The sequence below is a fragment of the Sinorhizobium fredii genome (assembly GCF_002944405.1).
Lineage (GTDB): Bacteria > Pseudomonadota > Alphaproteobacteria > Rhizobiales > Rhizobiaceae > Sinorhizobium > Sinorhizobium fredii_C.
In genome coordinates this window covers 1120581-1142473 of sequence record NZ_CP024307.1, presented here as the reverse complement: position 1 = coordinate 1142473, position 21893 = coordinate 1120581, and the positions used below count along the sequence as shown (strand labels likewise).

Below are 21893 nucleotides of genomic sequence, written 5' to 3'. Positions count from 1 at the left end.
GCTCACCTCCCCGTTGCAGCGAGCTTGATGGCGGCGCGAATGCGCGGGTACGTGCCGCATCGACAGATATTTCCTGCCATGACCGCATCGATGTCGTCGTCGGTCGGCGACGGGTTGGCAGCAAGGAGCGCGGCCGCGGACATGATCTGTCCAGACTGACAGTAACCGCACTGGACGACATCGATGTCGAGCCAGGCCTTCTGCACGCGAGCCCCTTCGGCAGTCTCGCCAATCGCCTCGATCGTGGTGATCGGCTTGGCCGCCGCATCGGCGACAGGCATGACACACGACCTCACGGGCACGCCATCGACATACACCGTACAGGCACCGCACATGGCGATGCCGCAGCCAAATTTCGTTCCAGTGAGACCTATGGTGTCGCGTAAGACCCACAGAAGCGGAATGTCGCCATCGACATCGACGACATACTTTTTGCCGTTAACCAGAAGATCGTAAGTCATGTGAACACCGGCCGAATGGCCGTCCCCTTAATTGCACAGCCGCGCTAAAACAAATCGGGCAGAGATCCTTTCATAGACGTACTTCCGGCTCAGCTTTTGCATTTCGCTGCGTTGCCGGAGGTCTCCGCTAGCGCGGCAGGGAGCGAAAGAGGCCATGGCAAGGCTTGAGGTTGCGGCGGCGACCAGGGTGCTGAACGTGGTCATCGACATCTCCATAGCTTTGAAAGATCCCCCGGCATCGCTGACGCGTTTTGGCGCCGGCCCGAGAAAAGAGCGGCGGGAGGGGCCGCCGCTCTTGCGGGTGGATTTCGGCCTAGATCTGGTTCTCCCAGGCGGCGAGTTGGTGTTCCTTCAGCATGTCCTCGATCACCTTGGGGCAGACGTTGCGGAACTTGCCGGTGTCGGCCGGGACGACCTCGATCATGCGCTCGATCATCTCGGCGGGGTCCATCCGACCCTCGGGCGTGGCGAAGAAGTCGTCAAAGCCCTTGCGCAGGTCGGCGCACTTGGTGATGTTCTTGTTGTCGTCCAGCCAACGGAACGGATTGTCGGCCATGGTTTCGTTGTAGCCGGTGTAGTAGGCGCCCGGATTGATCGTCTGGATCTTGATTCCGTATGCGGCCAGTTCCTGCTGCAACGCTTCGGCGATCGACTCCAGTGCGTGCTTGGTCGAGACGTAGGTGCCCCAGTTGGCCGGGGTGAACAGGCCGCCCATCGAGGAGGTGAAGACCACCTTCTTGCCCTGACTCTTGCCCTCGCGCACCCACTTCTGAACGACGCCCTGCGTCAACGTCAGTGGCAGGAAGACGTTGATCTCGAAATTGCGACGCACGATGTCGACCGGAATTTCCCAGACCGGGCCGGGCTCACCCTGACCGGCATTGTTCCACAGAATGTCGAAATCCCAGCCCTGGGCCTGGCGGACGTCGTAGGGGTCGGTGAGGTCAAGCCGCTCGACGCGAATACGGTCGGCGAGGCCGAGCGCCTCCACCTCGTTGCGCAGTGCGGTGACCATCGGCGAAACCTGGCACGTGGCGATGATGTCGTGGCCGTTCTTGGCCATGCCGATGGCGGCGCCCTTGCCAAAGCCCGAACCGGCGCCGGTGACGAGAATTGTTTTGGACATGGAAGTTCCTTTCGACTGGTTGGTAGTTGCCTTTGAGAGGGTTAGGCGCCCAAGGCGGCCGCCGCCGCCTGTGCGATTTCAAGATCCTGCGGTACGGACCCGCCTGACACGCCGACAGCGCCAATCATCGTGCCGTCCGCATCAACGAGCGGAAGCCCGCCCGCAAAGGGGGCGAGGCCGCCGTTCGTAAGTTCGATCGCGTGGGCGGGCGCGCCCGGCTTGCAATATTCCCAAACTGCCTCGCTGGTGGTCTGGAAAAGCGCGGCGGTTCGTGCCTTGCGTGTGGCGATGTCGATCGAGCCAAGCACTGCGCCATCCATACGGCTGAACGCCTTCAGATGGGCGCCGGAATCCAGCACCGTGATGTTGACGGGCACGCCGAGCTCGACGGCCTTTGCCTCGCCAGCCGAGATGATCGCCTGGGCCTGTTTGCAGGTGATTTGCCGCATGTGTTTCTCCGTTTGAGATGCTTCGATCGGCACTTTTCACACGTGCCGGGTCGCTGATGAGCATGCTGCTGGACGAATGCCGCCGCCGCCATCGTACGGGCGGCTGTCTGATTAAGACGAGCGGCTATGCGGCTCATGCGTTGGTATGAGGCTCAGCGTGTCGCCGGTCATTGCAGTTTGATCGCTGACGCCAGCGCCAAGAGGGCAACCACCGCCCTTCACACCGCTGTTGCCAGCAGTGAGCGTCCGTTTGCGGTTGAAATCTTGATGAAGACTAATCTAGTGCGGGAGCAGACGCGGGCCGGGTGGGCTCATGCGCTCATCAGCATTTCCAGGCATTCAACGAACGCCATGGTGTCTATCGGCTTCCTGAAGAAGGCCACGGCCCCGCTGGCAAGGGCGACCTCCTCGAGTCCAGGCTCAGTACGAGCGGTAATCAGGATCACAGGCAACGGGGATTGCCGCGCCGCGATCAGCTTTGTCAGGTGAATGCCGCTCATGCCCGGCATCTGGACGTCCGTGATGACACAGGAACAACTCGGCATGGCACCCGCTTCGATGAATTCCTCGGCTGAGGCGAAACCACGCGCAACATATCCGAGCGAACGGATCAGCCTGACAAGCGCTGACCGCATCGCCTGATCGTCGTCGATAATGGATATGAGTGGTTCCCCAGCCACGCGGCATCACTCGCTTCTTGTTGGCTTGGCCGCGGAGATTGGCGGAGCGCTGGACGTCAGCCTCGCACACGCCCCACCCGTTGGGAATCATACTCAGGTGTTAGCGTCGTGCTCAAGTGCCAGGTTCAAGGCGTCGGCCATTCGCACCAGATCGGCGAGAGTCCGAGCACCCATCTTGCGCATCGCGGCGCCACGATGGATTTTGACCGTTACCTCGCTGAGACCCAGATCTCCGGCGATCTGCTTGTTCATCCTGCCGGAGGTTGCCAGCATCATTACTTCCCGCTCGCGCGTCGATAACGTGGCAAAGCGACCTTTGAGACCAGCAGCGAGGTCCTCCGCGGCGCGTCGGCTGCGATCGCGGTTGATCGCCGTGCTCACTGCATCGAGCATGTCCTGGTCGCGGAAAGGCTTCGGGAGGAAGTCTACGGCCCCGGCCTTCATGGCCCGAACAGTCATGGGAATATCGCCGTGGCCGGTGATCAGGACGACGGGTAAGTTGATGCCCAATTCGCCAAGCTGCGCCTGGAATTCAAGCCCGTTGATGCCCGGCAGCCTTACGTCGAGTACGATGCATCCGGATAGATCCGGTCGCTGGGCGTCGATAAATTCGCGGGCGGTTCCGTAGCTGCGCGTTTCAAGGCTAACCGAGCGGAACAGGCGGCCTAGCGCGCGACGCAGCGCTTCATCGTCGTCGACGATGTAGACAATCGCTCTATCGTCCGGACTGTGCGACATCAAAAGGGCCATGTTCTCTAAAAAGCGTTGGAACCATACCATGATGGAAACCGCTCGGAGATAACACGAAGGTATTAGCCATCTTGGACTTGATGCGACCTCCTTCATCGAATCGTTTGTGGAACTGACCGAAGCAGTTCAGGAGGTTATGTCAGCGAGCGGTTGGGGCGCTCGACAGGGCATGACGGGTTCCGGATCGCCTTTTCTAGATTTTGCCGACGCGGAAATGGGAACGGTAAACGAAAAAACGGCGCCGCCTTCATCTCCGTTCGTCGCCCAGAGCGCACCGCTGTGGGCCTCTATGATTGATCGGCAGATCGACAGCCCCACCCCGAGACCGGTCGGCTTGGTCGTATAAAACGGTTCGAAGACGCGCTCCAAGGTGGCTGGCGTCAAGCCCGAACCGGAGTCCTGCACGGTGACAAAGACATTGTCGTCGTCTCTTCCGGCGGTGACCCGAACATTGCGATTACTGTCGTCGACATCGCTCATCGCCTCAATGGCGTTGGTGATCAAGTTGAGCATCACTTGCTGCAACTGTACGCGGTCTCCTCGGACGGTCGGCAAGCCCTTCGAGAGTTGGACCTGTAAAGAGACACCGTTCTTCAGGGCTTTGCCGCGGCTAAGGGCAACGATCTCGGTGAGTGCCTCGGTGATGTCCAGGTCCTCCAGCGACGGCGGTGCGTTCTTGAACAGGGAGCGTATCCGATCAATGACATTGCCGGCTCGCGTGCCGTCCTTCACAACGTCGTCGAGTGCCTCTCTCACCTCCGCAAGATCGGGAGGGTCCCTTCTGAGCCAGCGAAGGGCAGCCTGCGCATTCGCGAGTGCAGCGGCAATCGGCTGATTGACCTCGTGCGCGATTGAGGCGGAGAGCTCCACCAGGCTTGCGACCTGCGATGCACGCGCCAGCCTGTCGTTCGCGGCCTGGAGGGCCGCCTCGGCGCGTTTGCGATCGTCAATGTCGATAAGCAACTCGAACCATCGCAGAATGTGCCCGTCGACATCCCGCAACGGCATAGCCAGCACATTGAACCAGCGATAGACGTCATCTGCGCGTCGCAGACGGGTCTCGATGTCGTAGGATCGACCTGCTTCATAGTTTGCATTGTGGGCGGCGATTGTGCGCTCCAAGTCCTCAGGATGGACGGCGTCTGTGGCTTCCCATTCCTTCAGCGTCTCTAGGGTCTTGCCAAAATAGTTGAGCGTGGCCTGATTGAGGCCCTCGACCGCCCCCGATGGCATCGTCACGGCGACCGGAACCGGGATGCTGTCGACGATCAACTGAAAATCAAGTTCGCGCCGCCGCAGGGTCTCCTCAGCTTGCCGAAAATCCTCGACATCGGTGACCGTTCCGCACCCTTTGATGATCCGTCCGGCATCGTCGAACATCGGACTGCATTGCACGCGAACCCGGCGATACTGCCCGTCGAAGCGCCGTACGCGCGCGTCCATCTCGCCGGGCTGGCAGGAGGCCAGAATCGACCGCCAGCGTTCGAGCAGTGCGGGCAGGTCGTCCGGGTTGACCGCGGCCTGCCATTCCGAGCCATGGGCTTCGTCCAGACTAAGGCCGGTGAATTCAGACCAGCATCGATTGACAAGCTCGAGCTGCCCGTCCGGCAGTGCGATCCACACCATGGCCGGGAGCGCGTCCAAAACGCGGCTGAGATCGAACTCCATTGCTGTCCTTTCCCCTCGAAAAGTATTGATTAGAGATTGCTTACGATGTCATTCGATCTGTGTACAGGCCGATGAGACTAGCGCCGTGTACGCCGTTCGAAAAACCTCTTAGGATAAACCGCCGCCCGAGAGCTTCCGGAGGATCAAATGATCCGGCTTGAGCCACCGCTACGAATTGCGACCGAAGCAGATGCAAGGCCGCTGGCGGACCTCGTCAACTTTGCCGGCGAGGGTTTGCCCCTGTACATTTGGGAGGGACTTGCAAAGGACGGTCAGGATCCTTGGGAGGTTGGTCGCGCTCGGCAAATAGAAAAGGCCCGCGACGGCCAGATCGTGGTTGTGGACTTTGGAGACGGTGCTGTAGCAAGTCTGACTGGCTACCCGATCGGCTCGGAGCCCAAACCAATTGGCAATGACTTCCCTGCCCTGTTTCGGCCGCTTCAAGAACTGGAAAACAAGGCACTGGAAAGTTGGTATGTCAATGTGCTGGCCTGCTATCCCGAATACCGAGGGCAAGGACTTGGCTCGCGACTACTCAGTCTTGCAGAAGAAATAGCGGGGGAAGCAGCGCTTCGTCGGATGAGTGTCATCGTCGCCAACAACAATGCAGGTGCACGACGACTGTATGAGCGGCATGGCTACGCAGAAGCTGCAACACTCCCCTGTGTGAAGGAAGGCTGGGAGACCGATACAGAGCGCTGGATGCTTCTGATTAAATCGCTCCATCCAGTGGAAGGCCGCTGAGTCTGCACTGCAGACGTTCGTCGCCATCGCATTGAACTTCGGCTCTCCACCCCTTCCCGACGGATGGGAACCGGAAAGATCGACCCTGAGCCGACTTTCGGCGTCACGGTGTCGAATGTCCGAAAGTTGCAAGGACAGTCATTGCCCAGGCAGGACGTCTGCGCCATTGGCACCGGGTTGCGAGTGCTCGACATTGTGAGCATTCACGATTGCCGGCGAACAAATGGCGAGCGTTGATCTCACCCAAAGTCGCTCTGAACGGGACCCCGAAAATTTCCTCTTCCCTGTGTCTTCCTGTTATTGTGGAGACGAGGAGATGGCCCTGTGAGCGAGAACCGCAAGCTAGCGGCGATCCTGGCTGCCGACGTGGTCGGCTACAGCCGGCTGGCCGGCGCAGACGAAGACCGTACTTTGGCCAGGTTGCGGGCGCTGCGCAGCGACCTGATCGATCCGACCATCGCCGTCCACAACGGACGCGTGATCAAGCGCACAGGCGATGGGGCGCTGGTCGAGTTCCGCAGTGTAGTAGACGCCGTGCGCTGCGCCATTGAGGTGCAGAACGGTATGGTCGAGCGCAATGCCGGCGTGCCGCAGGACCGCCGCATCGAGTTCCGGATCGGAATTCATCTCGGCGACGTGGTCGAGGAAAGCGACGGCGACCTGATGGGCGACGGCGTCAACATCGCCTCGCGTCTGGAGGGCGTCGCTGCGCCAGGGGCCATCTGCCTATCCGAGGATGCCTATCGCCAGGTCAAGGCGCGGCTTGACCTCTTAGTCAGCGATCTCGGCAACACGCAGCTCAAGAACATCGCCGAGCCGATCCGGGTGTATTCGCTGCGTGTCGGCACCACCGAGGCAAAGGCAACCGCGACCTCACAGCCGGTGACAAGCCGGCCGACGACGGAACTGCCGCCGAAGCTGTCGATCGCCGTGCTGCCCTTCGCCAACATGAGCGGTGATGCCGAGCAGGAATATTTCGCCGACGGAATCTCCGAAGACATCATCACATCTCTCTCAAAGCTGCCGCAGCTCTTCGTCATCGCCCGCAATTCGTCGTTCACGTTCAAGGGCAAGAACGTTCACGTGCAGGAGGTCGGCAGAAACCTCGGCGTACGCTACGTGCTGGAAGGCAGCGTCCGCAAATCGGGAAACAGGGTGCGCATCACGGCGCAGCTTATCGACGCAGCCTCGAGCGGACATCTGTGGGCGGAGCGCTTCGATCGCGACCTCACCGACATATTCGCGGTGCAGGACGACGTCACGCAGCAGATCGTTGGCGCACTAGCGATCAACCTGACGGAGGGCGACCGGCAGCGGCTGGCGCCCGAGCACACCGGCAACATTGAGGCGTATGACTATTTCCTGCGTGGCCGAGAGCTGTGGCACAGGCTGACGATGGAGACGAACGTCGCCGCCCGGGACCTTTTGCAACGTGCAATCAAACTGGACCCGAATTTCGCCTCGGCCCACGCGTTCCTGGCCCTCACCCACGTACTCGACTATTTGAATGGATGGAGCCCGTCACCGCCGAATTCGCGCGAGCAAGCGGAAGAGCTTGCGACGCGGGCGGTAGCGCTGGATGATCGCGATCCCAGGGCGCACTGGGCGCTGAGCATCGTCGAATTGTATTCGCGACGGCACGACGTGGCCATCAGCGAGGCCCAGCGTGCGATAGTCCTCAATCCGAACTTCGCTGAAGGGCACGTCAGCCTGGGCGAGGCACTGAATTACTCGGCCAGGGCCGACGAGGCACTCAAGCATTTCGATCGGGCGAAGGTCTTGAACCCATATTTTCCGGATGTGCTATTGCACTTCCAAGCCTTGGCGTCGTTTCATCTGGGAAGGTACGAACAGGCGGTTGGCTTGCTAAAAGAGCGGCTGACCCGCAATCCCGTTACCGATGTCTCGCGCGCGCTCCTGGCAGCGAGCTACGGGCATCTGGGCCGTTTCGACGATGCCCGCGCGGCTTGGCAGGAGGTGTTCCGGGTCAATCCCGACTACTCCCTCGAATACCGTCGCAAAGTGTTGCCCTACAAGAACCCCGACGATTTCGAGCTAGTCGTGGACGGGCTTCGCAAGGCCGGCCTGGTGTAATTTCAGGCCGGGCGAGTGTCCGGTCTTGCACCTTCTGCAGCCACTCGCTCAAGGAGGAGCAATGACCGGTGCTGGCGCATCGTGCCCATCCAGCTCCCGTCGTCCGACTTCCGGATTCCACCCATTCGAGACACTCGGTGGCCCGCCGATGCACCGCCCGACGGTGCAATCCCTCGGAAGGGATGCAGGCGGCGCTCCGAATTCGCAAAGCGAGCTCGCGGCAGACCTACATGAGGAGCGCCAACTGTAGGAAGCGGCGCGGCCGCAAGTTGGAGTCGTCATTGCCGCGACAGTTGTCCTCGCCGTCTGGCTCTTGGCTCTAAAGTTACAGCCTCTACTTCCTTGAGGTTCTTCCTCGGTCCGTGAAGCAGTTCGTCGGCCGTAGGCATGTCTTTGAGGATCAGGTCTGCCCAAAGCTGCGCAAGCTCCTTGCGGCGCGGCAAGTGCTCTGCCCGGTTATAGGCGCCCTCCACCTTGTCGTTCGGCGTGTGCCCGAGCATCAGATCAATGATTTGCCGATCGGCCGGATGTCGTTCATTCATGATCGTCGAGAACGTCGAGCGGAAGCCGTGAGGCACGTGCTTGTGGTGATACCCGGCGCGGTTCAGCAGATAGCCAAGAGCATTCTCCGACATGGCCTTGTGGGCGTGCCGGCCATTTGGCAGCGCGAAGGGTCCGCGCCCCGTCAGGGAACGCAACACTGTAATTGTCTCCGCCGCCTGGCTGGACAAGGGGACGAGGTGGTCGCGGGCCTCGTCATCCTTATGCTGCAGCTTGAGCTTCATGCGGGCCGCCGGTATCTGCCAGACCGGATCGTCCTCGTCGATCCGGTTCCATTCAGCCCAAGGCGTGGTGATAAGCGTGCCCGGACGTACGGCGGTGAGCACCAGCAGCCGAAGGCCGAGTTTGGTCACGGGATGCGATGGCGTCTTCCATGCCGCCAGCAGCATCTCCCGGGCCTTGTCAACATCGGTTATCGCCGGCTGCCGCCCCTTCTTCATTGGCGCCATCGCTTCACGAACAACCGCTGCTGGGTCCTGCGTCGCCCTTCCCGATGCAATGGCGTAGACGACGATGGATGAAAGCCGCTGCCGGATTCGGCGAGCCGTTTCCTTCGCGTCCCGCTTCTCCACCAATCGGAGAACCGCCAGCACCGTCGGCGCATCGATGTCGCGGATCGGCATCTTCCCAATTATCGGAAACACATCCTTCACCAGCGAGTCCAGAACGTCGTCAGCATGCCTTGCGACCCAGTGCGGCTTTTGCAGCTCGTGCCACTCTCGAGCGATTACCTCAAAGGTGTCGGCGGTCTGCTGCTTGCCAATCAGCTTTTCAACCTTCTTGACGACGCTGGGGTCACGCCCGGCCTTTAGCGTCTCCTTCGCATCCTCCCTCGCCGCCCGAGCCTCGCCCAGGGACACGTCGGGATAGTTGCCGATAACCAGCGTCTTCTCCTTGCCGTCGAAACGGTAGCGGAGACGCCATGATTTGGTGCCGGTGGGCAGAACAAACAGATTGAGGCCGCCGCCGTCGACGAGCTTGTACGTCGCTTCCTCTTTCTTCGCGTTCTTAACCGTCTTGTCCGTCAGAGCACTCATGCGCCGTGATACCCACATTTTTGGTTTTCGGTACCCACAAAGATACCCACAAATGAGCGGGTAGCGGTCGTTATCGATGGAAACCCATAGGAAACTAGAAGCAACAAAAAACGCGGCAAATCAAGGCCGCGTGGTGTGTATAATGATGCTTGGGAAGGTCTGATGGCGGAGAAGAAGGGATTCGAACCCTCGATACCGTTTCCGGTATACTCCCTTAGCAGGGGAGCGCCTTCGACCACTCGGCCACCTCTCCGTTAGCGCCTGACTAGTGGCAGCGCGGCTTCAATGCAAGATTTTTTTGTCGAATTTCAGGAATTCCCGCCATTTTCGTCGTGGTCGAGCGGGCGCTGTTGATCGCGTGGCGGCAAGGCTGAAGCAAGTCGGATCAGGGAGTGTGACGTCGCCGCGACAGAATGGTCCGTGCTATCGGGTTCTGCACCGGACAAGACAGCTATTCCCCGGATCACGCCATGTCGATGATCATCCATCTCGCTCCCGGAAAGCCCGGCCAATCAGCCGTTGCCTATCCGCATTATCATATCGAGCGCCCCTGCCGCATTCTCGTCATCGGCAGTCAGTTGAAGGCGAAGACCAAATATCAGGCGCTGCTGCGGCACATTTCGATCGGCGGCGCCATGCTCGACTTCAACGCCGCTATTCCACTACCAAAACACTTCTTTCTGGAGATCGACGGCTTCAAGGAGGAGATCGGCTGTGCCGAGGTGCATCGCAGCGGGACGGAACTCGGTGTGCGCTTCAACATGCTGCTCGCACAGGAGTTCGTGAGCACGCTGATTCGTCTCCAGTTCTCGAGCGGATTATGAGTGCGGGCGACGCACCGACGCTTGGGCCGGGCGTTTCATTAAATTTCTATTGAATATCTTCAAGCGATTGCAGGATTGCTGGTGGAAAGTGACCGTCGACCCTGCAGGCGTCTCACCGCTCGCGGGTGCCGGCAAATGACTTGCCGGGATCTGGCAAAGCTCCGTTGACCGATCGGCGAACACCCGCACGACGGCATCGCGAGCGGCGCGATCATCGGAGCACGACGCATGCTGCAGTCGACCATGTATTCGCTTGTTCCATCGCTGCTTTACGAGCGGCGTTACGAACGCTTCGCGATCGGACATGCCGCAACGCTGATGTCGGTGCGGCCGGCGCTTGGCGGCGTGTCGATCCGCGCCTGCAAGATGACCGACATCTCGCGCGGTGGAGCGAGTTTCTCCGTCAGCACGACCATCGGCCTGCCTGCGCACTACTATCTCCACATCGTGGGAACGAATGTCCGGATCGGCTGCGCCGAGGTTCACCGGCGGGACAACCGCATCGGGGTGCAGTTCATCAAGCCCATCGACGAAGCATTCCTCCACCAAATCGTGCGCCACGAATTTTTCACCGGCCAAACCGGCAAGGTTAAATCCGCACCTCCCGCGCCCGCAGTCGGATATTTCGCGGTTGGGGGACGATAGATGGCGGTGCCGGGGAAATAACGAAACCTGACGCCTTCTCTTTTGCGCATTCCGCTTGCCGTTCCAATGCGATAAGTTCCGCGGCGCTTTTCGAACGGAGCTCAGTTGTCAAGATGTCTGCATTCTCGCGTTTCACGCCGCTCATCCAATCCCTGCCGGCCACGGTTCCCTTCGTCGGTCCGGAAGCGATCGAGCGGCAGCGCGGCCGCGGGATTGCCGCCCGCATCGGCGCAAACGAGAGCGGCTTCGGGCCGGCCGATTCCGTCTTGCTCGCGATCCAGCGGGCCGCCGGCGAAACCTGGAAATACGCAGACCCCGAAAATTACGAGCTGAGGCACGCACTCGCGGCGCATCTCGGCATCTCGCCTGCCCATATCGCCGTCGGAGAGGGGATCGACGGCCTGCTCGGGCAGATCGTCCGCCTCGTCGTCGAGCAGGGCACGCCGGTGGTCACTTCGTTCGGCGGCTATCCGACCTTCAACTACCATGTGGCAGGGCATGGCGGCCGGCTCGTCACCGTGCCTTACGTCGATGATCGCGAAGACCTCGGCGGCCTGCTCTCCGCGGTCAAGCGCGAGGCGGCACCGCTCGTCTATCTTGCCAATCCCGACAATCCGATGGGGAGTTGGTGGCCGGCCGAGCGCGTCGTCGAGTTTGCGAACGCCCTGCCCGAAACGACGCTGCTGATCCTAGACGAAGCCTATTGCGAAACGGCGCCGGCCGAAGCTCTGCCGTCGATCGAGAGCCTGATCGAGCGGCCGAACGTCATCCGCACCCGCACCTTCTCCAAGGCCTATGGCCTCGCCGGCGCGCGGGTCGGCTATGCGCTGACGACGCCGGGCAGCGCTCAGGCCTTCGACAAGATCCGCAACCATTTCGGGATGAATCGAATCGGCGTGGCTGCGGCGCTCGCCGCCCTCGCCGACCAGCAATATCTCAATGAAGTGACGCAGCGGATCGCAGCATCGCGCGACCGGATCGCCGGCATTGCGTGTGACAACGGGCTGCGGCCGTTGGCGTCGGCGACGAATTTCGTCGCCATCGACTGCGGACGGGATGCAACCTATGCCCGGGCGATCGTCGACCGGCTGATGGGCGATCACGGCATTTTCATCCGCATGCCGGGCGTCGCGCCGCTCAATCGCTGCGTCCGGATCAGCACCGGCCCCTATGCCGAGATGGACTTTCTCGAGGCCGCCCTGCCGCTCGTGCTCAAGAGCCTGGCCGAGGGCTAGACTGGAGCTGTCGCCCCAGCTTGTGCGGTATCAATGCACCGTCATCCATTCGCGGGCGGCGCGCAGGGCCGCGGCAAGATCGGTCTTGCTCATCGTCGCGGCGAGATCGGCGCGAAGGTCGGCGGCGCGGTCCGAGCCCTTGATGGCGGCGATGTTCAGCCACTTATGGGCGGCCACGAGGTCCACCGGCCGACCGCGGCCGGTCGCGTAGGCAAGACCCATTTCGCAAAGAATGTCGGCCCGGTTTTCGCCGCCCATTGCCGCATCCGACGTGATCTCGAAGTCAAAGCGTGCCATTTGCTTGTCCCTGTCGTTCTTGTTGGTTCAGCCGAAGCGGCACGCCCCTTCGGGCGCGCCGGGCTTCAGTTGCTGTTCTTTTTGTCCCTGTTTCAGTCTTGCCTCTTGGCGGGCTTTCCGATGTCGCGCCGTCTTGTGCGGCGTCGGCTCCGGCTGATTTGGCGGTGCGTCTTCACCGCTCGTCCTATGGGCTGGAGTATGCCCCGCAGCCTTCAATGGGCGCTTAAAATGCATGCTTAATTTGACGGAAACAAAGTTCAAATACTTGGTAAACTTGGCTTTTCGTTAAACATCGCAGCGCCTGCAGCGCCGGCAATCCGATTCAAAACTAACGGAAAATTCAAACTCCGATTTCAACCGATCGCTAACCAACAATGCACCTGCCGGACTATCGGGGGCCGAATTCCGCGACTCACGTGAGGGTCCTGCCGCGCCTATTTTTCGCGTCGCGGCCCGTATTTACCTTTACGTACGCGTAAGCTATCGTGCAGCGCTCGGACGGCGAGGAGGCCGCCGATGCGAGGCATCCAGATCGCGGCGGCCGGCAACCGACCGTCTCCAAGGGAGGACATTGAATGATTCGTACTTTGCTCGTCAGCGCGGCACTCGTCTTCGGAGCGATGGGAGCGGTTCATGCCGCCGAGCCGATCGTCGGCAACTGGAAGACGGCGAGCGGAGCCACGGCGGAGATAGCCCCCTGCGGCGGCGCTTTCTGCGTCACGCTGAAGACGGGCAAGCACGCCGGCAAGCGCATCGGCAATCTCGCCGGGACGGGCGGCAGCTACAGCGGCGAGATCACCGATCCGGAAAGCGACAAGACCTATAGCGGCTCGGGCTCGGTCGACGGCAATTCGCTGAAGATGAAGGGCTGCGTGCTGAAGGTGCTGTGCAAGTCGCAGACCTGGATGCGGCTTTAGCTCTTTCCGAATTCCGCGAGGGCGACCCACTATGGCCGCCCTCGCCTCGAATCAGCGGGCGCGCTGCCCGAACAGGATCTTCTGCGCTTCCTTGTCCTCGGCAAGGCTCTTCTGACGGGCCCGCTCCTCCTTGCCGACCTCGATCGCTTTGCGAACAGCGGGCCGTGCCAGCAGCGCGTCGAACCAACGCTTCAGATGCGGAAAATCGTTGAGATCCTGGCCCTGGTTCTCGTGCGGGATCACCCAGCCGACCGCGGCCATGTCGGCGATCGAATAGTCGCCGGCGAGGAACGGCCGATCGGCCAGCCGCTTGTTCATGACGCCATAGAGGCGGTTCACCTCATTGGTGTAGCGATCGATGCCGTATTGGATTCTTTCCGGCGCATATTGCCGGAAATGATGCGCCTGGCCTGCCATGGGGCCCAGGCCGCCGACCTGCCAGAAGAGCCATTGCTCGACCTCGGCACGGGTGCGCTCGTCTGTCGGGTAGAACTTCCCGAATTTTCGGCCGAGATATTGCAGGATCGCACCCGATTCAAAGAGGGAGATGGGCTCGCCGCCCGGTCCGTCCGGGTCGATGATGGCCGGCATGCGGTTGTTTGGCGAGATCCTCAGGAAATCCGGCGCGAACTGATCACCCTGCCCGATATTGATGTACTTGACCACGTAGGGAACGCCGAGCTCCTCCAGCATGATGGTGATTTTCCAGCCGTTCGGCGTCGGCCAGTAATAGAGCTCGATGGGAGCGGTCATAGGCGGTCTCCTCAGGTTGTGGGCACACAGACGTAGGAACGCACTCCGGCGCTGGCAAGAGGCGCACCGTCCAAGATGAACGGCAGATGAACGGCTACCTCAGCAAGAATTCAGTTTGGTTGTGCGAAAAAACGCTCAATCGATTTGAACGCGCTCCAGCCCACGGACGGAACAATGGATATTCTCGCTCGCCGCCTCACCATCATCAGCCTGCTGATGGTCGTCTTCGCCATGTCGCTCGCCGCCGCTGTCGGCGCCGACACGGAGCGTCGCCGCCAAAACACCTATATCGGCTCGCTGACCGATTGCACCGCGCATACGGCGCAGTATTGCCAAGCCAAGCTGTAGAGGAATGCTCAAATGGCCGCCCTCGTCTCCTCCGCCATCCTCTCGCTCCGGCTCCTGCTGCTCACGGGCCTGCTGATGGCGCCGATCGGAGCGGTCGCCTACAGCAAGGCCACCGGCGCCGGCATCGGCAAGCACGGCGCCGGTCTCGTCCTCTTCGTTACGCTGCAACGCCAGGCGATGAGCTGATCCTCCATCGCGGAGGTGGCGCAATCTACCCTGCTCCCAAGGTAGTGGCGCGGAACGAATTTCCCTCTTGCACATGCTCTGACTTTTCGCTCCTTTCGCGGCTGAAAGGCCAGATCTGATGCCCGCATTCGCCGTCTATTCGCTCGCCGCGCTCGCCGAAATCGCCGGCTGCTTTGCCTTCTGGGCATGGCTCCGGCTTGACAAGTCCTTTTGGTGGCTCGTTCCAGGGACGGGGTCTCTGGCGCTCTTTGCCTGGCTCCTGACGATGATCGACGTGCCGGCGGCCGGGCGCGCCTATGCCGCCTATGGCGGCGTCTACATTGCCGCTTCGCTCGTCTGGCTCTGGCTCGCCGAGGGCGTGCGCCCCGACCGCTGGGACTTGACCGGCATGGCCGTGGCGCTTGTCGGGGCGACAATCATTCTCGTCGGCCCGCGTTAGCGACCGCGCCGGGCCGCGTATCTTGTCGTTTGCTTGTTAGATACCGCAGCCTATAATGCGCCATGGATACACGAATCTCTTCGACCCCCATTCTCTCCGTCGCCACCCCAGAAGCCTTCGAGCCGCAGACCTTCGATGATCCGGCCGCGGCCGTCGGTTGCCTGCAGGCCCTCTACGAGCGCAATACCCGGTTCCTGTGCGAAGCCTTCGAGGGGCTGGGCAAGAACGGCCGGCCGCTTACGCGCTTCCGCGCCTGCTATCCACAGGTGAGCATCGAGACGAGCAGCTTCGGCCACGTCGATTCCCGGCTCTCCTTCGGCTATGTCAGCGCGCCCGGCGTCTACACCACGACGATTACGCGGCCGCGGCTCTTCCGCCACTATCTGAAGGAGCAGTTCGGTCACCTCATGCGCAATCACGGTGTCGGCGTCACCGTGTCGGAGTCGTCGACACCGATTCCCCTCCACTTCGCCTTCGGCGAGAATGCCCATGTCGAGGCGTCGGCGGCCGACACGATCGACATTCCGCTGCGCGACCTCTTCGATGCGCCCGACCTGACGACGACGGACGACGAGATCGCCAACGGCTCTTATGAGCCCGGGCCAGGAGAACCCTCGCCGCTTGCGCCATTCACGGCGCAGCGCATCGATTATTCGCTCGCCCGCCTCAGCCACTACACGGCAACCAGCGCCACGCACTTCCAGAACTTCGTGCTCTTCACCAACTACCAGTTCTATGTCGACGAGTTCTGTGCCTGGGCACGCCAGCAGATGGCCGAAGGCGGCAACGGCTACACGGCCTTCGTAGAGCCAGGCAACATCATCACGCCCGCGGGCGCCGACAAACCGGAGACCGACTACACGCTCGCCCGGCTGCCGCAGATGCCGGCCTATCACCTGAAGAAAAAGGGCCATGGCGGCATCACCATGGTCAATATCGGCGTCGGCCCCTCGAATGCCAAGACGATCACCGACCACATCGCGGTCTTGCGGCCGCATGTCTGGCTGATGCTCGGCCATTGCGCCGGGCTTCGCAACAGTCAGCGGCTCGGCGACTACGTTCTGGCGCATGCCTATATGCGCGAGGATCACGTGCTCGACGACGATCTGCCGGTGTGGATCCCGCTCCCGGCACTGGCCGAGGTGCAGGTCGCCTTGCAGGACGCGGTGGCGGAAGTCACCGGTTACCAGGGCTACGATCTCAAGCGGATCATGCGTACGGGTACTGTCGCGACGATCGACAACCGCAACTGGGAACTGCGCGACCAGCGCGGCCCGGTCAAACGCCTGTCGCAGGCCCGCGCCATCGCCCTCGACATGGAATCGGCGACGATCGCCGCCAACGGCTTCCGCTTCCGCGTGCCCTATGGAACGCTGCTCTGCGTCTCCGACAAGCCGCTGCACGGCGAATTGAAGCTGCCCGGCATGGCGACGGCCTTCTACCGCACGCAGGTGAGCCAGCACCTGAAGATCGGCATCCTGGCGCTGCAGAAGCTCGCCGCCATGCCGCCGGAGAAACTCCATTCGCGCAAGCTCAGAAGCTTCTACGAGACGTCCTTCCAGTAGAAGGCGTCAACTTTTCGGCCGCAGCACGAGCGACAGCAGCGTGCCGGCGACGGCCGAGACGATGATGAGCAGGTGCGCATTGATGCTGGCGCGCCCTAAAAGCTCGAGCGCGGCCTTGCCGCCGGCCGCGCCGAAGGAGACGGCGCCGGCCACGATCGCCGCCGCATAGGTGCCGACGCCGGCGGGCGCGTGCACGGGAAGAACGGAAGAGAGCTCTCCCCCAAGCGCCCCGCCGAAAGAGGCGGCAAGCGGTGCCACGCCCATGATCGCCAGCACCCAGGCGAGCACCGCGACTTTTATCCCCCAGTTCAGCATGGTCATTGCCGAGGCGCGGAGAAATGCCGGGAAATGCTCCGGCAGCCCCGCCTCGATCTCATCGACATGGTGCAAGAACCGCGCCGGCGACACGCGGCGCACCCCGCGAAGAATCCGGGCCTTGAGCAGGAAGAACGCGAGCGGCGAGAGCAAGGCCATCGTCCAAAGCAGCCAAGCGACCATCTGATTGCTGCGGCCGGTGACCAGGCCCACCGCCCCGACCGTGAGCAGCGCGTGCAGATCCAAGAGGCGCATGACGACCAGCGCCGATGTTCCGCGCAACAGCGGAACGCCGAATTCGGCGCGCATCAGCAGCGGAAAACTCGTCTCGCCGGCTCTGAAGGGCAGCATGATATTGAGCAGATTGTGGACCTGCGTGACGCGAAAGAGCAGCAGGAAACGGCCGGCGGTCTGCTCCGGAAAATAGTCGTAGATGCGGTAGCAGCGAACGAAATAGGTCGCGATGAGAAGACCGAGCGCGGCGAGCACGGACGACAAACCGATCTCGGCCCATTGCCGCAGCAGGACCAACCACCCCCAGACCCACTCGACGAAGACGGCATAAGCCGCTATGGCCGCCACGGAAATCAGTGCCATACGGTTGCGCGCGAGCCACGAGCGCCGGCTCAACTGCCAGTCCGAATTCATGAGGTACCGTTTTCCTGTAGAAAGCCACGCAATTCAGCGTTGGTTATCATCGTTAACTGTGCAAGAAAACCTGCGACGCACACCGGAGAGACCGCCTTGACCCACATGCAAGAACCGCTGACGGCAATGACGGGCGCGATGGAGCCGATCGAGCTGTCCATAGTGGTGCCGGTGTTCAATGAGGAGGACAGCGTCGCGCCGCTCGTCAACCGTATCCACGAGGTCATGGCCGGTTTCGACCGATCCTGGGAATTGATCCTGGTCGACGACGGCAGCACGGACCGGACCCTGCCGAATGCCCGCAAGGAGCTGCTGCGTCCGGACCTGAAACTGAAGATCATCGAGCTCCAGAGGAATTTCGGCCAGACGGCCGCCATGCAGGCCGGGATCGATGCCGCGGCCGGGCGGCTGATCGCGACGCTCGACGGCGACCTTCAGAACGACCCGAAGGATATTCCTCAGATGGTCGCCGCAATCGAGGAGCGCGAACTCGATCTCCTGGTCGGATGGCGGCAAAACCGTCGGGACGGCCTCCTGCTCAGAAAGATCCCCTCCTGGTGCGCCAACCTCCTGATCGGCAAGATCACCGGCGTGAAGCTTCACGATTACGGCTGCAGCCTCAAGGTCTATCGCAGCGCGATCATCAAGCAGGTGAAGCTCATGGGCGAAATGCACCGCTTCATTCCGGCCTGGGTCGCGGGCGTCGTGCCGAGCAGCCGGATCGGCGAGATGCCAGTGACGCACCACGCCCGTCATTTCGGTTCGTCGAAATACGGTATCTCGCGCACCTTCCGTGTGATCCTCGACCTGCTCGCGGTGCTGTTCTTCATGCGCTACAAGGCGCGTCCCGGCCACTTCTTCGGCTCGATCGGACTTGCGACCGGCAGCCTGAGCGCCCTCATCCTGCTCTATCTCGCGATTGACAAGTTCATCTTCGGCAACGATATCGGCACCCGCCCGATGCTGATCGTCGGCGTCATGCTGTTCCTGTCCTCGGTGCAGCTGATCACCACCGGCATTCTCGCGGAAATGATGGCGCGCGCCTATTTCCGCGACGACGATACGGCGAGCTATATCGTCCGTCAGGTCTTCGGGCAGGAACAGCCGCATGCATGACATCCTCGACCGGCGGCCGAACCTGGTCTTCATCACACTGGCCGGCTATTTCCTGCTGTGCGTCGTGCTGCGCCTTGCCGCCTCGCCCTCGCTCGAGATCGATGAGGCCGAACAGGCCTTTTTGTCGCAATTCCTGCAGCTCGGATATGGGCCGCAACCACCCTTCTACAACTGGCTGCAATACGGGCTGGCGCAACTGATCGGCACGTCGCTCGCGACGATGACCATTCTCAAGAACGGGCTTCTGTTCCTCTGCTGCCTTTTCTACGGCCTCGCGGCGCAGCTTGTCCTCAAGGACCGGCGCCTCTCGGCGATCGCCATGCTCGGCGTCCTGAGCCTGCCGCCGGTCTTCCTGCTCGCACAGCGGGACCTCTCCCATACGGTCGCCGCGCTTTTTGCCGTATCGCTGTTCCTCTACGGCTTCCTGCGGACGCTGACGCGTCCGAGCCTTTTTTCCTATCTGCTGACCGGCATTGCCGTCGGCATCGGCGTGATTTCCAAGTACAACTTCGTCATCGTGCCGGTCGCGGCAATCCTTGCCGCGCTGCCCGAACCGGAATTGCGCAAGCGCATTTTCGATTGGCGTATCCTCGGGGCGATCGCCATTGCCGGCGTCATCGCGCTGCCCCACGGCGTGTGGGTGCTGCAAAATCTCGATGCCGCCTCGTCGGGCACGTTGAATGAAATGAAGGAGCGCGAGGCGGAGGGCCGCCTTATGCAGGCGTTCCATGGCGTCTTTGCCCTTGCCTCGGCAATAATTGGCGGCGGCCTGGTGCCCTTGCTGGTCTTTGGCCTTGCCTTCCGGCGAAAAATCCGGGCCATCTGGCAGGCGGAAAGCCAATGGACCCGCCTCGTCGGGCGCATGATCGCGCTCTGTCTCCTTGCCGTTCTGCTTGTCGTTCTCGGTGTCGCTGCGACCCATGTCCGCGAAAAATGGCTAGTGCTCTTTCTGGTCCTGCTGCCGCTCTATCTCTGCCTCAAGATCGAGGCGGCAGAGATCGATCCGGCGCCGGGCTTCCGGCGCTTCGTGCCGTTGGTTGCCTGCATCGCGCTGGTGACACTCTTGATTGTGTCGGCGCGGGCCGTGGTACGCCCATGGTTCGGCGACTACTCGAAATTGAACATCCCCTATGCCGCTTTGGTGGACGGGGTCGTCGAGGCAGAAGGGCGGCCGCCAGCGCTGGTGCTGACCAATGACAAGCAGGTGGCCGGCAATATCCGCACGCGGCTTACCGACGTGACGGTGGCGATCCCCCATCTTTCGGACTTCCCGCCGCCGGACGGGACGAGGCGACCGCTGCTGGTGGTGTGGCGCGACGAGAAGAATCAGGCGCCGCTTCCCGCCACGCTGAGCGCGGCTCTCGAGGCATCGGGAGTGGCCGTATCGGCTCAAACGCCGCGCAAACTCGAATTGCCTTACATCTACGCCGCCGGACCGGATCGCTATCGGTTTAGCTATATCTGGGTGGGCGAGTAGGTCACCGGTGCCCTTTTACGCGCCCACGAGGAGCTTCAATTCGCCGGGGTGGACGCGCAGGGCGACATCGCGCCGCCGGATCGGCAGGAGCTCGCCGTCGATGACGCAGTTGATCTTGCGATCAACCTTCGGAAAATGCAGATCGACCGCCAATGCGCTCATTTCGGTGATCAACGGACTTGCCCGGAATCGCCCGCGCAGAATGTCGAAGGCGAGCTTTGCGACGCCCGCAGGACTCAGCGGCGGAGCCGTGTAGAAGCCGAGGTGCCCTGCCGTCACATCGTCCGCATACATCAGCGTCGCGTGTCCGAAATGGTTGTTCGAGACCGAAATGGCCGACACGTGCCGAAGCTCGCGGTGGCCGTCGGCATCGAATTCGATCTCGAAATCCGGCGGATTGAAGATCACGCCTATGGCAGCGCGCACGCTGGCGCCGATCTTGCCGAGGCGCGAGGCAAACTTGTAGGACTCCCGATAGCGCACCATGCGGGCGTGCAGTCCCATCGAAAATTGATGCACGAAAGCCCGGCCGTCGGCGCTCCCGATGTCGCCATCGATGATCCTTCCATTGGCGAGGACCTCGGGAACCTTCCAGATATCGAGCGGCAGCTTCAGGGAGCGGGCGAAGAGGTTCATCGTTCCCGCCGGAATGACGCCGAGCGGCATGCCGGAGCGCCAGGCCACCCCGGCTGCGGCCGAAATCGTGCCGTCGCCGCCGCCTGCGACGATCGCGTCCAGGTCATCGCGGCGGCAGGCCGTCTCCAGCGCCTGCAGGATATCGCTTGCGGCCACCACGGCAATTTCCATGTCATGCCCGGCGGCGCGAAAGACCTCCTCGACGCGCTTGCCATAGGTTTCCATATCCGTGGTGCGGAAAGTCCCCCCATCTCGATTGAAGATGGCTTTAACTTTCAACGACTGGCCTCTCTTTCATCCATGCGCGCCCTTCTGCTTCTGAGATAAGGGCGGCAGCGGGGGATTCCAGAGCCGGCCGAAAAGAGTTTCGCGGAAGGTCGCCGTGAGCGACAGCGTTCGGTGCGGCCGCCCTCACAAGGCCGGCAGCTTCAGGGGACCGCCGGTCTTGATCGTCCGGATGGCGAAATTCGAACGGATGTCCGTCACCCCGGGCAGGGTCAGCAAGGTTTCGGTGAGAAGCCTCTCATAGGCCGACAGGTCCTCCACCACCACCTCGGCGAGGAAATCCGCATTGCCCGAGATCAGGAAACAGGAGACCACCTCCGGTATGGCGAGGAGCGCCTCCTGCTGCCGCCGCGCATTTTCCTGGCTGTGCTGGCCGACCTTGATCTCGACAAAGACCGTCAGCCCCAGGCCCACCTCCTTGCGGTCGATATCGGCACGATAGCCGCGCAGCACGCCCGACTTCTCCAGACTGCGGATGCGCCGCAGGCAGGGGGACGGCGAAAGGTTGATGCGCTCGGCGATCTCGACATTGGTGGCGCGAGCATCCTCCTGCAGGACCTTGAGAATGGCGATATCGAATTTATCGAGTTTTGGCATAACAAGACTGTTTCAATTATCGTATTGGCAGAAGATTGCT

Annotated in this window: 25 protein-coding genes and 1 tRNA gene; 12 read left to right on the top strand and 14 right to left on the bottom strand. The window is 61.8% G+C overall.

Annotated elements, in window-relative coordinates; all coding sequences use genetic code 11:
- Positions 1–2 precede the first annotated feature (2 nt).
- The 7 genes from NXT3_RS05515 to NXT3_RS05485 all read right to left on the bottom strand — a co-directional run bounded on the left by NXT3_RS05515 (position 3) and on the right by NXT3_RS05485 (position 5134).
- A complete protein-coding gene (locus NXT3_RS05515) occupies positions 3–461 on the bottom strand; it encodes a (2Fe-2S)-binding protein (RefSeq protein WP_097528112.1) in 459 nt (152 codons plus the stop codon).
- Positions 462–488: 27 nt separating this feature from the next.
- Positions 489–665, bottom strand: a complete 177-nt coding sequence (locus tag NXT3_RS32215; protein WP_210207159.1) for a hypothetical protein — start codon at positions 663–665, stop codon at positions 489–491.
- A 109-nt stretch (positions 666–774) separates the two neighbouring features.
- A complete protein-coding gene (locus tag NXT3_RS05505) occupies positions 775–1587 on the bottom strand; it encodes an SDR family oxidoreductase (protein ID WP_104838917.1) in 813 nt (270 codons plus the stop codon).
- Positions 1588–1628: 41 nt separating this feature from the next.
- Complete coding sequence (locus tag NXT3_RS05500) at positions 1629–2036, bottom strand: GlcG/HbpS family heme-binding protein (protein ID WP_104838916.1); 408 nt, start codon at positions 2034–2036, stop codon at positions 1629–1631.
- Between the two features lie 311 nt (positions 2037–2347).
- Positions 2348–2716 (bottom strand): response regulator transcription factor, encoded by a 369-nt coding sequence (locus NXT3_RS05495; RefSeq protein ID WP_104838915.1) that lies wholly within the window; start codon positions 2714–2716, stop codon positions 2348–2350.
- A 93-nt stretch (positions 2717–2809) separates the two neighbouring features.
- Entirely contained in the window at positions 2810–3454 is a 645-nt protein-coding gene (locus tag NXT3_RS05490; protein ID WP_104839939.1) for a response regulator transcription factor, read from the bottom strand.
- Positions 3455–3592: 138 nt separating this feature from the next.
- Positions 3593–5134 carry a PAS domain-containing sensor histidine kinase gene (locus NXT3_RS05485; protein ID WP_104838914.1) on the bottom strand — a complete coding sequence of 514 codons (1542 nt, stop codon included), beginning with the start codon at positions 5132–5134 and terminating at the stop codon, positions 3593–3595.
- 147 nt (positions 5135–5281) lie between these two features.
- Here NXT3_RS05485 and NXT3_RS05480 point away from each other — a divergent pair, with 147 nt between their 5' ends.
- Both NXT3_RS05480 and NXT3_RS05475 read left to right on the top strand, forming a co-directional pair.
- Entirely contained in the window at positions 5282–5878 is a 597-nt protein-coding gene (locus tag NXT3_RS05480; RefSeq protein WP_104838913.1) for a GNAT family N-acetyltransferase, read from the top strand.
- Between the two features lie 324 nt (positions 5879–6202).
- Complete coding sequence (locus NXT3_RS05475) at positions 6203–7972, top strand: adenylate/guanylate cyclase domain-containing protein (RefSeq protein WP_104838912.1); 1770 nt, start codon at positions 6203–6205, stop codon at positions 7970–7972.
- Positions 7973–8250: 278 nt separating this feature from the next.
- Here the strand turns inward: NXT3_RS05475 and NXT3_RS05470 are convergent, their stop codons facing one another.
- Both NXT3_RS05470 and NXT3_RS05465 read right to left on the bottom strand, forming a co-directional pair.
- Positions 8251–9570, bottom strand: coding sequence for a tyrosine-type recombinase/integrase (locus NXT3_RS05470; RefSeq protein WP_104838911.1), 1320 nt, complete (start codon positions 9568–9570; stop codon positions 8251–8253).
- Positions 9571–9733: 163 nt separating this feature from the next.
- A tRNA-Ser gene (locus NXT3_RS05465) sits at positions 9734–9823 on the bottom strand.
- A gap of 217 nt (positions 9824–10040) precedes the next feature.
- Here NXT3_RS05465 and NXT3_RS05460 point away from each other — a divergent pair.
- The 3 genes from NXT3_RS05460 to NXT3_RS05450 all read left to right on the top strand — a co-directional run bounded on the left by NXT3_RS05460 (position 10041) and on the right by NXT3_RS05450 (position 12274).
- Positions 10041–10394, top strand: a complete 354-nt coding sequence (locus NXT3_RS05460) for a hypothetical protein (RefSeq protein WP_104838910.1) — start codon at positions 10041–10043, stop codon at positions 10392–10394.
- A 228-nt stretch (positions 10395–10622) separates the two neighbouring features.
- Entirely contained in the window at positions 10623–11039 is a 417-nt protein-coding gene (locus tag NXT3_RS05455) for a PilZ domain-containing protein (protein ID WP_037413660.1), read from the top strand.
- 113 nt (positions 11040–11152) lie between these two features.
- Positions 11153–12274, top strand: coding sequence for a pyridoxal phosphate-dependent aminotransferase (locus NXT3_RS05450; RefSeq protein ID WP_104838909.1), 1122 nt, complete (start codon positions 11153–11155; stop codon positions 12272–12274).
- 30 nt (positions 12275–12304) lie between these two features.
- Here NXT3_RS05450 and NXT3_RS05445 read toward each other — a convergent pair whose 3' ends face one another.
- Entirely contained in the window at positions 12305–12571 is a 267-nt protein-coding gene (locus NXT3_RS05445; protein ID WP_018239181.1) for a sel1 repeat family protein, read from the bottom strand.
- Between the two features lie 575 nt (positions 12572–13146).
- Here NXT3_RS05445 and NXT3_RS05440 point away from each other — a divergent pair.
- Positions 13147–13488 carry a DUF2147 domain-containing protein gene (locus NXT3_RS05440; RefSeq protein ID WP_097528000.1) on the top strand — a complete coding sequence of 114 codons (342 nt, stop codon included), beginning with the start codon at positions 13147–13149 and terminating at the stop codon, positions 13486–13488.
- Between the two features lie 51 nt (positions 13489–13539).
- Here NXT3_RS05440 and NXT3_RS05435 read toward each other — a convergent pair whose 3' ends face one another.
- Entirely contained in the window at positions 13540–14241 is a 702-nt protein-coding gene (locus NXT3_RS05435; protein WP_104838908.1) for a glutathione S-transferase family protein, read from the bottom strand.
- 174 nt (positions 14242–14415) lie between these two features.
- Here NXT3_RS05435 and NXT3_RS05430 point away from each other — a divergent pair, with 174 nt between their 5' ends.
- The 4 genes from NXT3_RS05430 (at position 14416) to NXT3_RS05415 (ending at position 16779) form a co-directional block, all read left to right on the top strand.
- Complete coding sequence (locus tag NXT3_RS05430) at positions 14416–14589, top strand: hypothetical protein (RefSeq protein ID WP_012707384.1); 174 nt, start codon at positions 14416–14418, stop codon at positions 14587–14589.
- Between the two features lie 12 nt (positions 14590–14601).
- Positions 14602–14775, top strand: a complete 174-nt coding sequence (locus NXT3_RS05425) for a hypothetical protein (protein WP_037413653.1) — start codon at positions 14602–14604, stop codon at positions 14773–14775.
- A gap of 118 nt (positions 14776–14893) precedes the next feature.
- Complete coding sequence (locus NXT3_RS05420; protein ID WP_104838907.1) at positions 14894–15214, top strand: YnfA family protein; 321 nt, start codon at positions 14894–14896, stop codon at positions 15212–15214.
- A 62-nt stretch (positions 15215–15276) separates the two neighbouring features.
- Positions 15277–16779, top strand: coding sequence for an AMP nucleosidase (locus NXT3_RS05415; RefSeq protein ID WP_037413645.1), 1503 nt, complete (start codon positions 15277–15279; stop codon positions 16777–16779).
- Between the two features lie 6 nt (positions 16780–16785).
- Here NXT3_RS05415 and NXT3_RS05410 read toward each other — a convergent pair whose 3' ends face one another.
- Positions 16786–17742 carry a lysylphosphatidylglycerol synthase domain-containing protein gene (locus NXT3_RS05410; RefSeq protein WP_104838906.1) on the bottom strand — a complete coding sequence of 319 codons (957 nt, stop codon included), beginning with the start codon at positions 17740–17742 and terminating at the stop codon, positions 16786–16788.
- 105 nt (positions 17743–17847) lie between these two features.
- Between NXT3_RS05410 and NXT3_RS05405 the strand changes: the two genes are divergently transcribed.
- Both NXT3_RS05405 and NXT3_RS05400 read left to right on the top strand, forming a co-directional pair.
- Positions 17848–18858: a glycosyltransferase family 2 protein gene (locus NXT3_RS05405; RefSeq protein WP_423827994.1), complete on the top strand. Its 1011-nt coding sequence runs from the start codon at positions 17848–17850 to the stop codon at positions 18856–18858.
- Positions 18851–20335 carry an ArnT family glycosyltransferase gene (locus NXT3_RS05400; protein ID WP_104838904.1) on the top strand — a complete coding sequence of 495 codons (1485 nt, stop codon included), beginning with the start codon at positions 18851–18853 and terminating at the stop codon, positions 20333–20335. Before NXT3_RS05405 ends, NXT3_RS05400 begins: the two co-directional genes overlap by 8 nt.
- 15 nt (positions 20336–20350) lie before the next feature.
- Here the strand turns inward: NXT3_RS05400 and NXT3_RS05395 are convergent, their stop codons facing one another.
- Positions 20351–21250 carry a diacylglycerol/lipid kinase family protein gene (locus tag NXT3_RS05395; RefSeq protein WP_104838903.1) on the bottom strand — a complete coding sequence of 300 codons (900 nt, stop codon included), beginning with the start codon at positions 21248–21250 and terminating at the stop codon, positions 20351–20353.
- A gap of 132 nt (positions 21251–21382) precedes the next feature.
- Positions 21383–21853, bottom strand: coding sequence for an Lrp/AsnC family transcriptional regulator (locus tag NXT3_RS05390; RefSeq protein WP_097527993.1), 471 nt, complete (start codon positions 21851–21853; stop codon positions 21383–21385).
- Positions 21854–21893 lie beyond the last annotated feature (40 nt).

Excerpts from the sequence above, each read along its gene's own strand:
- NXT3_RS05515 (WP_097528112.1), bottom strand. The coding sequence starts at position 461 with ATGACTTACGATCTTCTGGTTAACGGCAAAAAGTATGTCGTCGATGTC.
- NXT3_RS32215 (WP_210207159.1), bottom strand. The coding sequence starts at position 665 with ATGACCACGTTCAGCACCCTGGTCGCCGCCGCAACCTCAAGCCTTGCC.
- NXT3_RS05505 (WP_104838917.1), bottom strand. The coding sequence starts at position 1,587 with ATGTCCAAAACAATTCTCGTCACCGGCGCCGGTTCGGGCTTTGGCAAG.
- NXT3_RS05500 (WP_104838916.1), bottom strand. The coding sequence starts at position 2,036 with ATGCGGCAAATCACCTGCAAACAGGCCCAGGCGATCATCTCGGCTGGC.
- NXT3_RS05490 (WP_104839939.1), bottom strand. The coding sequence starts at position 3,454 with ATGTCGCACAGTCCGGACGATAGAGCGATTGTCTACATCGTCGACGAC.
- NXT3_RS05485 (WP_104838914.1), bottom strand. The coding sequence starts at position 5,134 with ATGGAGTTCGATCTCAGCCGCGTTTTGGACGCGCTCCCGGCCATGGTG.
- NXT3_RS05480 (WP_104838913.1), top strand. The coding sequence starts at position 5,282 with ATGATCCGGCTTGAGCCACCGCTACGAATTGCGACCGAAGCAGATGCA.
- NXT3_RS05470 (WP_104838911.1), bottom strand. The coding sequence starts at position 9,570 with ATGAGTGCTCTGACGGACAAGACGGTTAAGAACGCGAAGAAAGAGGAA.
- NXT3_RS05460 (WP_104838910.1), top strand. The coding sequence starts at position 10,041 with ATGTCGATGATCATCCATCTCGCTCCCGGAAAGCCCGGCCAATCAGCC.
- NXT3_RS05455 (WP_037413660.1), top strand. The coding sequence starts at position 10,623 with ATGCTGCAGTCGACCATGTATTCGCTTGTTCCATCGCTGCTTTACGAG.
- NXT3_RS05450 (WP_104838909.1), top strand. The coding sequence starts at position 11,153 with ATGTCTGCATTCTCGCGTTTCACGCCGCTCATCCAATCCCTGCCGGCC.
- NXT3_RS05445 (WP_018239181.1), bottom strand. The coding sequence starts at position 12,571 with ATGGCACGCTTTGACTTCGAGATCACGTCGGATGCGGCAATGGGCGGC.
- NXT3_RS05440 (WP_097528000.1), top strand. The coding sequence starts at position 13,147 with ATGATTCGTACTTTGCTCGTCAGCGCGGCACTCGTCTTCGGAGCGATG.
- NXT3_RS05435 (WP_104838908.1), bottom strand. The coding sequence starts at position 14,241 with ATGACCGCTCCCATCGAGCTCTATTACTGGCCGACGCCGAACGGCTGG.
- NXT3_RS05430 (WP_012707384.1), top strand. The coding sequence starts at position 14,416 with ATGGATATTCTCGCTCGCCGCCTCACCATCATCAGCCTGCTGATGGTC.
- NXT3_RS05425 (WP_037413653.1), top strand. The coding sequence starts at position 14,602 with ATGGCCGCCCTCGTCTCCTCCGCCATCCTCTCGCTCCGGCTCCTGCTG.
- NXT3_RS05420 (WP_104838907.1), top strand. The coding sequence starts at position 14,894 with ATGCCCGCATTCGCCGTCTATTCGCTCGCCGCGCTCGCCGAAATCGCC.
- NXT3_RS05415 (WP_037413645.1), top strand. The coding sequence starts at position 15,277 with ATGGATACACGAATCTCTTCGACCCCCATTCTCTCCGTCGCCACCCCA.
- NXT3_RS05410 (WP_104838906.1), bottom strand. The coding sequence starts at position 17,742 with ATGAATTCGGACTGGCAGTTGAGCCGGCGCTCGTGGCTCGCGCGCAAC.
- NXT3_RS05405 (WP_423827994.1), top strand. The coding sequence starts at position 17,848 with ATGCAAGAACCGCTGACGGCAATGACGGGCGCGATGGAGCCGATCGAG.
- NXT3_RS05400 (WP_104838904.1), top strand. The coding sequence starts at position 18,851 with ATGCATGACATCCTCGACCGGCGGCCGAACCTGGTCTTCATCACACTG.
- NXT3_RS05390 (WP_097527993.1), bottom strand. The coding sequence starts at position 21,853 with ATGCCAAAACTCGATAAATTCGATATCGCCATTCTCAAGGTCCTGCAG.